Origin of the sequence: Stieleria sp. JC731 (genome assembly GCF_020966635.1) — a bacterium.
Classification (GTDB): Bacteria; Planctomycetota; Planctomycetia; order Pirellulales; family Pirellulaceae; genus Stieleria.
In genome coordinates, this window is the sequence record NZ_JAJKFQ010000005.1 from 40730 (window position 1) to 53598 (window position 12869).

Here is a 12869-nt window from a genome sequence, read left to right on the forward strand (position 1 = left end):
ACAGCGATCGGTTTGACCAAAAGCAAACGCGAACAACCAATTTCAACTTGTCGTGTTTCGGACCATACGTTTTCCAATAACACCTGCCTACGAAATGAACGAACAATTCCGAACACGGCTTGATCGTCGATCATTGCTTCAACAGTCCAGTATGGCACTTGGATCCCTGATGTTGACAGCGACAACGTCCGGGCTGGGGCAAGCCGCTGCGATTGCTGGCCGCGAGGACGAGCATCCGGCACCACGAGCCAAACGTGTGATTTTTCTGTTCATGCATGGTGGGCCGAGTCACGTCGACACATTCGACTACAAGCCTGAGCTCGCGAAGCACGACGGCAAAGACCTGCCATTTGATTTGCCACCTAATATCAGTGCCATTCCCAAGCTGATGAATGGTCCCTGGAAATTCGATCGGCACGGCGATTCCGGGTTGTGGGTCAGCGACTTGTTGCCTCACATGGCCGGTGAGGCTGATTCACTGTGTGTCATTCGAAGCATGTACACTCGCGGCCAGTCGCATGGTCAGGCAGTGGGGATGATCAACACGGGTAGTGATAACTTTGTCCGTCCCAGTGTTGGGGCATGGATCAGCTATGCACTCGGCAGCGGGCACCCTGACCTGCCTGCACACATCGCGATCGGGCCGGCAACTGCACACGGAGGCCCACGCAACTACGGGGCGGCGTTTCTGCCGGCTCTTCATCAGGCCACGGCCATCGGCAGCAACGGAAAGCCCGGTAGCGGCAGCATTCCTTACCTATCCGGAAAGCTACAGCCTGAAACCTTAAACCGCCGCTTCGAATTGTTGCAATCGTTGAATGGCCAGCACTTGCACCGGAGCGGTCCCGATCGAGAGATTGAGGGAGCGATCGCGTCGGTCGATCTCGCTCGGCGAATGCGAACCGCAGCACCTGAGGTTTTTGATCTTGATCGGGAAACCGAATCGGTTCGAGGTTCCTACGGGATCGGTCAGAAAGCCACCGACCAATTCGGACGCAGCTGTTTGCTCGCGCGACGTCTTGCCGAAGCCGGAGTTCGGTTTATCAGCGTTTCCAGCGGTCAGGTTTGGGATCAGCACGGGAATCTGAAATCCGGCCACGAAAAGAACGCTTTGGCAACCGACCAACCGGTCGCGGCTTTGATTCGCGACTTGAAACAACGTGGTCTCTGGGATGACACACTGATTGTCTGGGGCGGTGAATTTGGTCGAACACCCGTCGTTCAAGGCAGCAATGGTCGTGACCACAACCCGCAGGGATTCAGCGTGGTCCTTTCCGGCGGTGCGGTGAAAAGCGGGTTCGCCTACGGTGCCACAGATGAGTTCGGCTACTACGCTCGTGAAAATCGAGTCCACATGCACGATCTACACGCCACGATGTTGCACATCATGGGGATCGATCACACCAAGTTGACATATCCCTATGCGGGACGTGATTTCCGGCTAACCGATGTGCATGGACGGATTGTTCACGACATTCTGACCTAGACCCATTGGGGCGAGGCTAGTTGATCGAAATTACTTGTTGGTTAGAAAAGCGATGTCGATTCGCTGAGCGATTCAAAAACGCGGTCTGCCGCTTTGTTTGCGATGGTGTCTGAAAGACGCTTTGCTTCCTCGCCTTCAGCTTGTGACGAAAACGCACGAGCCAGTTCGTTGATCACTTCCAACGCATCTCGTGGACTGATCACGCCGTCGGCGTTCGTGTCCAGTCGCCGCATCGTTTGAATACGGATGGACGATTCGCCTTCGGTGTCATCTGTCGCTAGGTTTGAAAGCTGATCCACGTTGATGTTTCCATAGATCGCTAGAAAGTTGATCACCCGCAGAGCGTCGGTTGGCGTGACAGCCCCGTTTCGATCTGTATCAGTCGGACGGATTCCGTCAATGGTGAACGATAGCGGTTGGAAGTCGACGTTCAGTGACGAGAGTTGTTGGTCAAGGCCGTGCAGCAACAGTTCTGCATTTTGATTCTCGGCGGGATTCATTTTCAGTGTCACATCACCACCAGCAATCGCGCGGACACCCAGCCGAACGATCGATTGAAGGCTATTGCCCGGAGGTGAAACCGATGGGTCAACGGCGACAAAGTCGTCGATCGAATCGAGAATGATGTTGTTTGGAATCGGAATCCATTCACCCAGGAACTCGTTCTGACCGGTGAGCTCAAGTTTTGCTGCGGGAAGCGGCAGATCAAATGCGACGGCAAAGACGCCTTGCCCAAAGGGACGCTCATCACGGGAATTGATTTGGATGAAAAATTCGTCCCCGGGCTGAATGGAGCTGACGGGGGCTCCATGAATGTCGACCAGTTGAATTGACAACGACATCAAGGTCTCGAAGTCTTGGCGATCGAGTACCGCCATTTCACCATCGAAATTTGCTGCAAATCGATAGATGCTGCCGTCAAACCCGATCTCCGTGATAATTCCGTACGATGAACCAAGGGGATTTGGTGTCCCATTTTGCAGTTCGTCTGGCATCCTTGTCTCGGTGTAGTGGATCACGCGACCGACACTGAAAGCTGAGCGGTTTGTCTCAAGTTCGTCTGCGGCGAAGTTCAACAAGGCATCTCGCAGCGAAGCGATTTCGGAATCGGAAAAATGAAGCAGATTCAGTGATACGTTTGCAGTGGTTTCATAGTGAGATTGCTGAACCGTGTAGGAGAACTGGTAGTTGCCTTCCGATTCCAGGAGTGGAGCGGAAAAACGCAGTTGGCCTTGTCCGTTAACCGAGACCCCGTCGGGAGCGTCATTCAGTTTTGTGATTTTTACGGCGGCAAGGTCGGTCGACGTTGCAAACACGTCGTTGTCCAACACATTCGCATACGGCAGTCGATAGTCGATGCTCAACTCGACGACATCATCGATCGCTTCGGGAGCGGACAGAGCTAAACCGAGTGGAACTATGGTTGGAGAAGCGATCGAGTCGAATTGAAATTCTTGCAACTGATCGAGCTGACGAACAACTAAGCGATCGTTGTTGATGTCCAGTTCGTTTGCACCCAAGTACTCGATCTGACCCGTCTGACTAAATTGTCCCAGTGAAGAAACCGCAAGCACTGCAAGTTCGTGTTGCCTGATTTCTGTCGCATAGTCAGTCCACTGAACAAGCGTCGGAGTTGCCTGGCCTTCGAAGAAGATGGCTGCATCGTCCGCTACGGCTTCGAAGTCTGAAACGATCCGGTTTTCGGAAATTGAAAGTAATGAAAGGTTGGCAGCGTTTGTCGGGGCAATCCCTGACGCAGGTATTTCCTGAGATCGTCGTCTAGCAAAAATGAAGACGTCATCGTTTAGTTGGGCAAGACGACTGCTGGCGACCCATTGTTGCGGAATCGCGGTCAATGTTGAAACTCGCCGGATGCGATTACTTGAATCGGTGTCAATTGACGGATCTGCATTAATGATCGCGACCTCATTGTTCCCGGTCACGCTGACCACAGATGTATCGCTAATCAATGTTTGTGATTGATTCGTCGACACCCCGACGTTGAACGATTCAAAAACTGAAAGACCTTCATCACCGATTTCGATCATGGTGACCACCAACGAAGCTGTGGCTGTGTTCCCAGACGATACAGTTCGGGTGACGGCAGTGATCGACTGACCATTGTCGCTGAACGCGATTTGACTGGTCGCATTGGCGGGGATGGTCACTTCGTCTATGGCATTGATCTGATTGTCACCAACCACGTACCGCTTTAGCAGTCGACTTGCCAGCCCGTCGAAGAATGATGCCGTCGGTTCAGTTATTAGAAAACTTTGTCCATCACTTGTGATTGCGGCAACAGGACCGGCCGTTTCTATACTTGCGATCTTGGTCAGCGATTCGGCGGAGGTGTCTAGTACCGTGACCGCATAGGACGGTTGGGGGCTGTCGGCATCGAAGGTCGTCACAAACAGCCGGTCCGAACTGATATCGGTTGCCCAAAACGATCCTTCAATCGAAGTTTGATTGCGAGCTGAAAGCTGAGTCCGATCGGCAGTGGCGATATAAGTTGTGGGGGCGGTTGGGACGCCTGTGGATCGCAGCAGGTTGGATCCAACAATGACCAGTTGGTGTTCCGTCCAGATTACTTGTTCCGGCAGGAAATTAAGTTCGATGGTGCCACTAGCATTTAGCTGATCATTGGCATCTCGTTGAAATAGATAGGCTGTGGCAACGGGGCCATCGACACCCGGGGCGGGCGATCCAGGAGCAGGACGATAGTTCAGTGAAGGATTCAGGCGTATCGCCACCAATTGGCCATCGCTTTCCTCGACCCAATCGCGAGACGAATCCGGATTGGCTCCGGTGTGCAGCGATGCCGCAGTGTTAACGGATTCTCCTTCTGCTGATGTTCCCGCAATCAGACCCGCGGAAAACGATCCGTCTAGCACGGTTATTTCCGTGGGAAGTTCGCAAATGTCGCCTGCGAGCAACTGGCGGGCTTCCAAGTTTTCGCAGCGCGGGGTACGAGATTTCATCAGTCAACCGAGGGGAAATATCAGAATTGGCGGGCGATACTGCCGAGAGACCTTGGAGCGGTGAAAAGCGTGCCGAGTTCCCTTGAAAACCCGTCAGTTTACTCCAATTACGTCAATCGACAGCCAATTCTTTCTGACCCATTTTTCACTTTCGTACCGGCGTGCGGACGCTCAAGTGTGGGATTTCTGGTAGTCCGTCAATCCGCAACATTCGTCGTGCATCGCGGTTGGGAAATCACGCAGCACTTTTCCAGTCGCGGAAGCGTTTATTGCTGTAGTCCGATGACCAGAGTTGGTGGCTTTGATTCCGTGTTTTCCTTTGACGAAAATGTGACCAGCTCATTTCCGCTGCTTCCCGTCAGTACGAAGGTCACGGTGTCATGCTGGCTATCGGCGAGGAACTTCGCGAGTTTGGGATTAGAAAGCACCAGTTCACGCGTCTGCTTGTCGATTTTTGCTTCGCCCAATTTGGGGAGCTTTTCTAATCCGGTCGAGGAAAATGAATTGCTCCACACAATCTTATTTTCGGGCCACAAATCGCTGACGGGATCGTCGATTCCGTACAGCTGTACGGTCGTGTCCTGCTCCGCTGGCTCGGATAATTGAACTCGAATTGCGGCCCGCTTGATGGGGAGCGATTGTTTCTTCTGTTGCCGAGGACGGTTTTGATTCGTCTGGCCCCGAAATTCCGTCATGGGAAATCGCAAATAGATGTGCTGGATCTGACGATCATTTCGGGTCTGGATGATGAGGCTACTTTTTTCGCCCAGCGTATCGCTTTGGGCGCCACCACGCCGTACGGTCGCGTCCGCACCTAGGTCATCGTTTGTCGAGAGCGTGACAATCCGCAGATTGGTATCCTGCTTCTCTGTTGCGTTATCGCTTTCTTGATTCTTCGCCGAGCGATTCGCCTGAGGTGTGGGGGCCGGCTGAGGTGCTGAAGTTGTTGGTCGCGATGCGGGTTGATTTGGGGTGGGCTGGTTTGACGCGATCGTTGCTTCAGCGGTGGGTTGAACCGTCATGATCACGCGGTCGGCAACTGCAATATCGCGAGTCCGATTCAAGTTCGAGATCCCGATCTGGATGAAGGGTTGTTGACCGACAACGTCTGGCAAAGCGGTCACTTCATAGCGAAGCCGTTTCGGCTGGGCGGCCGACCAAGCGTTCCCAAGACTTGGTCGTGCGATCTCATAGGTCGTCGTCTTTCCATTTGAATCTTTGAACCCAATGGCAACTAGAAAATCGGACGGCCCTTTGCCTTCGCCACCGACATGCAGACCGATCCTGAAAACGTCACCGGCTTTGACTCGATAGTTGCTCGGGTCACTCGTCAAAATGACTTCGCTTTTCTTACCTGCGAATGCATGGGTTGGCCCGTCTATCTCGCGGGCTGTCGATGTTTTTAACCAGCCTCCCGAATCACCAACCAGCTGCAGTGACCAGCCAGGAATCTTTTTGTCTGAATTGGGCTTTCCGGATTCGAAGGACCCGTTGCCGTTCTTCTCGTTCAACAAGTAGCGAACTTTGTTTCCACCCAGGTTTTTGGTTTCTGACGAACTGATTTGGCGAAGGGAAAGTGCGGCGAAAGGCGTTGAAGGTTTGGGTTGGCTTGAACGATTGTTGTTTTTTGCAGCCGCATTCGATGGGGCTTTCTTCGCTGTGGAATTGTTCGCGGTGGCGGAACTCGATTTCGGCTTGGTTGTGCCCTTGGCAGGTGTGGATTGCGATTCAGGCTTTGAAATTGATGTGTAATCGCTACTTGAGTTCGGCCCTGCGGGGGTTGCGTTTGAATTTGGATCACCGCCAGTGACGACCGTATTGTTTTGTTGTCGTGCGATTGCACTTGAGGCACTTAAGTAAACCACCAGAGGAATCACGGCCAATAACAAGACGGCAACTACAGCGACTGCGATCAGGACAACTTTCGAAGTGGAGACGGAAGACGCTGTAGGTTTGGGTTTTGTAGCTGCCGCGGTGGCGGTGCCTGGTGGAGATGCAAACGGTGCGGCGGCGCTACCAAATGCGGCTGGTTCGCTCGCACTGGGAGATTGAACGGTGGGGGTCTGCGCTGGGGGAAGGTTTTCCGGAAGTGATTCGAAAGGGTTCGGCGTCGACTCCGCGAATGTATCTTGGCTGGGTTGTTTTTTATTTACAGCGAGGTCCAAGCCTGCTTGCAATTGGCTAATCGCTTGAGCGACTTCTGACTTCGACTCACACTCTTTTTCGACTTCGACCAAACAGGTCTCAAGATCTTTCGCGGTGTCGTAGCGATCACGCGGTTCCTTGGCCATTAGCTTTTCGATCAGATCGGCTAACGGTTGCGGTATCTTGTCATTGCGTTCGCGAACGGGGACCGGCTGGTGAGCAAGGATCGCGATCAATTGTTCGGCGACAGTTTTGCTTTTCAACGGCAGCTTGCCTGTAGCCAGCTCGTAGAGGACTACGCCGGTGGAGTACAAGTCGCTACGGTCATCAAGCGGTTCGCTGCGAGCCTGTTCGGGAGATAGGTAGCCAGGGGTTCCGACGACCGCGCCGCGGCCTGACAGTTGGTCAACTGGTGTTTGCGCGAGCGCCAGACCGAAGTCCAGAATCTTGATCCGGTTGGTCTGTGCATCCAACCAAATGTTTGCGGGTTTGATGTCCCGGTGAACAATTCCACGTTCATGGGCAGCGGCAAGGCCACGTGCCATGTCGCGTGCGAAGCCAATGATCGTGTGGAAGTCGGGCTCGCCATGCTGTTCACGATAGTCTTCTAGGGTCGAACCCTGGAGCAGTTCCATCGCCATGAATGGAGTGCCTTTGTGTTCGCCGACTTCAAAAATCGTTGCCACGTTATCGTGGTGAACGGCTGCCATCGTCCGTGCTTCGCTGATGAACCGCTTGCGGCTTCCTGGCGTCGCCGCGATTTTCTGGTTCATTGTCTTTAACGCGACTTGCCGCTTTAGCTTGCTGTCTTCGGCAAGGAAGACGTAGCCCATACCGCCTTTTCCCAATTCGCGTATCACGCGGTAATGCCCTAGTGTTCCCAGATCGTCGGCTCCGTTTTTGGGCGGATCAAGGAAGTCGTGCTTGGTAGCGGAACCAGACATTTTGAAATGCGGAATTGGCCAGTCGTGTTTGCATTAAACGAGTGAAAACGCGACCGGATGGACTAGATGAAAAGCAGCGTGCGTCCGAAAACGCGATGGTGTCGGATTGTTTTGGAGGTGTCTTTCCGAACCTGCCACCAGTATATCAGCTCTGAAAAGTACTGCGGATTGCCGCCAATGTACGCGGTCCGTCAAGAATGATGCTAGGAATTGCGAAGTTTAGTCGTGAAAACGTCGAAGGCTTCATTGTTAGCTGAGCCGCAGCCGGAGACAGGAAATAGGTCCGGCACTGCGTCTTAGGCGAGCGATTGGTGTGCAGGCCGCTATTCCCGGTGAAACAGGGATTGACGCCCAATCGCCCTGAGCATCATTCTTTCGCTTCCGGCCGACCTCTTTCGTTTGGAGGGGCCGTCACCCATTCCCACTAATGGATTTTAGCTGATCATGAGCCAATCAACCCCTGGCCCTGCATCTTCTGGCGCTAGCGACGCCACCCCACTGCCCTCTGTAACTGTGCGATTGCCTGATGGGGTGACGCAGCAACACCCGGGGCATACCACTTCGATGGATATCGCGTCGGGTATCAGCGAAGGTTTGGCACGAGCGGTCGTCGCCGCCGAAGTCAACGGAAAAGTGATCGACGCAGATCGTCCACTGGGTGAGATCGCACCCGAGGTAACAAGTTCGGACGAAAACGATCTGGCTCTTCGTTTGCTAACCAACCGAGACAGTGAGGCGTTGGATGTCCTACGTCACTCGGCAGCCCACGTGATGGCTCGCGCGGTCATGCGATTGTATGACGGCGTGTCATTGGCGTTCGGTCCGACCACCGAGGGCGGTTTCTATTATGACTTTGATTTGGACATTCCGATTCGCGAGGAAGACTTTCCGAAGATCGAAGCGGAGATGAAAAAGATCATCAAGGACAAAGAACCCTTTGAACGGTTCGTTCTCGATCGATCCGAAGCACGCAAGCTGTGCGATGACCTCGACCAAGACCTGAAGGTCGAGCATATCGATACCGGCCTGGCGGAACATGCGACCGTTAGCTTTTATCGCCAAGGTGAATTCGTTGACCTCTGTCGAGGTCCGCACATTCCCGACGCCGGAAAGATCAAAGCGATCAAGCTGATGAGCGTTGCCGGTTCCCACTGGAAAGGTGACGTTAGCAATCGACCACTTCAGCGACTCTACGGCACCGCGTTCTTCGACAAGAAAGAGCTGAAGCAGTACCTGCATCAATTGGAAGAAGCTAAGCGGCGTGACCACCGCGTTTTGGGCAAGCAACATGGCCTCTTTGCGATCAATCCCGACGAAGTAGGGCAAGGGCTTTGTCTTTGGTTGCCAAAGGGGGCTCGTGTGCGAGTCACCTTGGAAGACTTCTTGCGGAAAGAACTTCTGCAACGAGGTTATGATCCCGTCTACAGTCCACATATCGGACGGGTAGAGCTTTACGAAACCAGCGGTCACTTTCCTTACTATCGCGACAGCCAGTTTTCACCGCTGTTCGGAAGTGAAGTCGGTGGCTTGTTGGATGCCTGGAGCACTCGCCTAGAAGATGGCACGATCGATAAAGATGGCGAAGACAAGTTGATGTCCGCTGTCGAAGTGTTGGGAGTTGAACTGCCAAACTATAAGCTGTCGATGAGTGTTGAAGATAAACGCCGTGTGCTGCACGATTGGCAAATGGCAAACGAACGGTACTTGCTCAAGCCGATGAATTGCCCGCACCACTGCCATATCTTTAAGGCGCAGGCGCGATCTTATCGTCAATTGCCGTTGCGGCTATTTGAATTCGGTACGGTCTATCGACACGAGCAGACCGGTGAGCTGAACGGCATGTTGCGAGTCCGCGGTTTGACCCAAGACGACGCGCACATCTTCTGCACCTCCGATCAGGTGGAAGCGGAGTTCCGAGCGACGATCGAACTGACGAAGTTTGTGCTTCAGTCGGTCGGCTTGGATGATTACCGCGTCCAGTTGTCGCTTCGCGATCCCGACAGCAGCAAGTACGTCGGAAGCGAAGAGCAATGGGATGAAGCCGAAGGTGCGTTGCGTGGCGTGCTCGAGCAAAGCGGCATGAACTTCAACGAAGAACCCGGCGAGGCTGCGTTCTACGGTCCGAAGGCGGACTTCATGGTCCGTGATTGCATCGGTCGATCTTGGCAATTGGGAACTGTGCAGTTGGATTACAACTTGCCCGAGCGTTTTAAGCTCGAATACAACGGCAAGGACAATCAGCCGCACCGCCCAGTGATGATTCACCGTGCACCGTTCGGCTCGTTGGAGCGATTCACCGGGATGTTGATTGAGCACTTTGCGGGTGCGTTCCCGATGTGGCTATCGCCCGAACAGGTGCGAGTGCTGCCGCTAAGCGACAAGTCGTTGGAATACGCAGTTGCGGTTGCCAAACAGTTGGATGAAGCAGGCTTGAAAGTCACTGTCGATTCGTCCGGCGGTAAGGTGCAAGCAAAGATCCGAAATGCTCAATTGGATCTCGTCAACTACATGGCAGTCGTTGGGCCGAAGGAAGCCGAGACCGGTCAAATCGCATTGCGTGACCGTATCGATGGCGACTTGGGATCGATGCCGATTGCCCAAGTGGTTGCAAGACTGACCGACGAAGTCAAGAATCGTACGGTACGTCAGGCGGTGAAGGCCGAGTAGGAAGTCAACATAGCCTACAAGCTGCTGAAGCCATTTGAATTCGGCACAGTTAGGCGGCTGAGATCGTGCCAGCTGGCAGATTTTGACCGATATAAGAAACAACAGACGGCAGCGAGATTGATTCGCTGCCGTCTGTTTTTGTTTTGTTTTGTCAGTATTCCTACAGGCTGTCTAGCTATAGTCCTGAACGCAGAGTTGGCTGATTGATAGGTCTGAACCTATCGCAAGCTTACTGAGCCGATTCAGTCAATTCGCTCTCGCTGTTCGGTCGAATCGCTTCGAAGTAGGTACGCACGGTTTCTCGCACACCCATCGGTAACGGTTCGTTATCGAGTACCGCTTCGGCTTGGCGTCGAAATTCGTCGTACTTTCCTTTGTAGGCACGAGCGGCATTTTGCTCGCCTTCGGGAGCTTGCATCAGTTCAGTTTCGCTGGGGCCTTCACCTTGAACTCCGGTAAGGTGTTCTTCGTTGCGATTGCTGTCCAGTTTGGTCGCGTTGTCGCCGGTCGGTTGTCCGCTGGACGCCATGCCGGCTTTCAAGCTTGGTGAGTTTGATTTGCGGGCGATATTGCTTTGGCAACTGCCTCGGCACTGACCTTTACACTGGGATAGGCGATTGAGCTGGCACGACATGCATTGGCCAAGTTTTTTGCATTGCCCTGCCTTCTTACATTCACCTGCGAGTTTGGAGAGGCATTTTTTGCACTCGGTCAGGTTTTTGTTGTCCAGGCCTTCGGCAAGTTCTTTGATCGAGTCGCTTAGCTGCCCCATTTGTCCCGGGCTCAGTTTGGCAACCATCTTCTTAAGATTGTCTGCGACGGCTCGGCGTTGTTTGTCGCTGATATTGGCTGGGTCTGCCGTTTTCAGTTCTTCGCTCGCCTTTTCGTAATCTTCTGATTCGAGTGCTTTTGCCGCATTTTGAAGTTCGTCAGACGGATCGATGGCCTGTGCCAAAGCACTCATCATTTCGCTGGTCATTTCAACCTTGAGAGCTTCGCGAGCTTCCGCGAGTGCTTGCTCCATTTCCGAAAGCGTTGCCATCAGGTCGCTTTCCTCATAGGTCTGCTCATCCATCTCGTCGACCTTTTCTTTCAGCTCTTCGAGCAGCTTTTCGATCTCCGGATTCTCAGTCTCTTTGGCGAGCTCTTCGAGTTCCGGAATCATCGTTTGTTTGAGGTCGTTGGATTGCTCGCTTGCGAGTGCGAGTACTGGCTTGGCAACCGCAGTAGGGGCAAGGCTGCTGGTGATCAGTAGAACGCAAACGGTTGCACCGGCGAGTCCAAGGGCCCATCGAATGGAGGGGTTCCAGGGACGCAGTTGCACGCAGGAGGCGGCATTGAGCTTTTCGAGGTGCTGGTGAGCTTCTTCGAGCTGCAGTCGTTTGGCGGCGTCTTGTTTGGCCGAACCCTTGCTACGTGAAAATTCGAGACTGGTGACGGAGCGATCTTTCAAGTCGAATTTTTCGTCGATCAATTTCGCGGCCGCTTCATCGGAGCGGCTTTGGATCCCACCAAGGATCATTCCGACCAGCCCAGAAGTGGCGAAAACGAGAAGCGGGATGTTGAAATCTGCTCGTTCCGAAATCCAGGGCTGGGCGATCGCATAGGCGAGTGCGAGTCCCGCACCCACCAACATTCCCAGCGATGCTCCTTCGATCATCGAAGCCATCCATAGCCGGCGTCTGACTTGTCCGGTCAGCCGGTATACCGTGTTGGACTGTCGCTCAGACGAGTCGACTTGGGACGCATCGCTTTTCATGGAATCCTCGAACCCTTGCCCGATTGGGGCGCCCGTGGAAGAAAACTGGATCACTGAAATCCAGACCGTTTGTCTATGTTAAGGCATTTCACGCTCGAGGGTCAAGCTTTTACCTCCGGAGTGGGCGGTGAAAATTAAAACGTTCCGGTCGGGCAAAGAACAGCTTTTCTGCGATCGCCCATGTACAACCGCGACACCTTCCGGGACCGAACCGACCCCCTCCCAAACTGCAATTTCTTGGGGGTTTACGGACACTTGGGGGCATCGGTGTCCTTAATGGTAATGCATGTTCACAAGTGACCGTTCTCCCTCGCCGGACTGAGGGTAGGCGGGCGGAAGCAACGCAAGATCGTGACTTCTGGCGGGATTACAGCGAATTGGGCGACCGATTCTGCGGAACTTCGTGCTCAATTGGACGTCCAAAGTCGACGTCGAACCACGTCGCCGCTCCTGCCAGTAGATGCGGTTCCCCCCGGTGGGACTGTTGGGATCAGTCGTTTCTGACAGCAGGTTCAGCTTCCGTTCGGCGTCACGACCGTCACGATCAGAACAGATTGCTGTCGGCAATAGGCTGGGTAATCCTGCAAAGATTTGCGGGTTAACTTGGCCGAACTATACTCGGCACTCGCTTCTGGGCCCTCTGCGTAGGGCCGAGATACGACTTGTCAAGTTTGCCTTATTCAATTGGCGGAATTCAGCACCGAGTCCCGCCACATTCAAAACGATTGTCCACCCCTACCAGCCGGACGTTCTTTTGCCGCAACGATGCGTGAAAGAGGGTTCGGCCCCCATGAAGGTCTGCTCTATGACTTCGCGTCAGCGAAAGAACTCGTCGTCGTCCAATCGCCCTTCCCAGGACAACACCGAGTTGCAACACGGTATGCCAGCTA

The 12869-nt window shown here is 53.7% G+C and carries 5 protein-coding genes; 2 read left to right on the forward strand and 3 right to left on the reverse strand.

The window, feature by feature from the left end:
• The first annotated feature begins 169 nt into the window (after positions 1 to 169).
• Entirely contained in the window at positions 170 to 1486 is a 1317-nt protein-coding gene (locus LOC67_RS11465) for a DUF1501 domain-containing protein (protein ID WP_410001142.1), read from the forward strand.
• Between the two features lie 41 nt (positions 1487 to 1527).
• On the opposite strand, the gene LOC67_RS11470 is transcribed toward LOC67_RS11465, so the two are convergent.
• Positions 1528 to 4464 carry a dockerin type I domain-containing protein gene (locus LOC67_RS11470; protein ID WP_230262742.1) on the reverse strand — a complete coding sequence of 979 codons (2937 nt, stop codon included), beginning with the start codon at positions 4462 to 4464 and terminating at the stop codon, positions 1528 to 1530.
• A 266-nt stretch (positions 4465 to 4730) separates the two neighbouring features.
• Positions 4731 to 7553, reverse strand: coding sequence for a serine/threonine protein kinase (locus LOC67_RS11475; protein ID WP_230262743.1), 2823 nt, complete (start codon positions 7551 to 7553; stop codon positions 4731 to 4733).
• Positions 7554 to 7997: 444 nt separating this feature from the next.
• Here LOC67_RS11475 and thrS point away from each other — a divergent pair, with 444 nt between their 5' ends.
• Positions 7998 to 10220, forward strand: a complete 2223-nt coding sequence (gene thrS, locus LOC67_RS11480; protein WP_230262744.1) for a threonine--tRNA ligase — start codon at positions 7998 to 8000, stop codon at positions 10218 to 10220.
• A gap of 229 nt (positions 10221 to 10449) precedes the next feature.
• On the opposite strand, the gene LOC67_RS11485 is transcribed toward thrS, so the two are convergent.
• Positions 10450 to 11979, reverse strand: coding sequence for a hypothetical protein (locus LOC67_RS11485; protein ID WP_230262745.1), 1530 nt, complete (start codon positions 11977 to 11979; stop codon positions 10450 to 10452).
• Between the last annotated feature and the right edge of the window lie 890 nt (positions 11980 to 12869).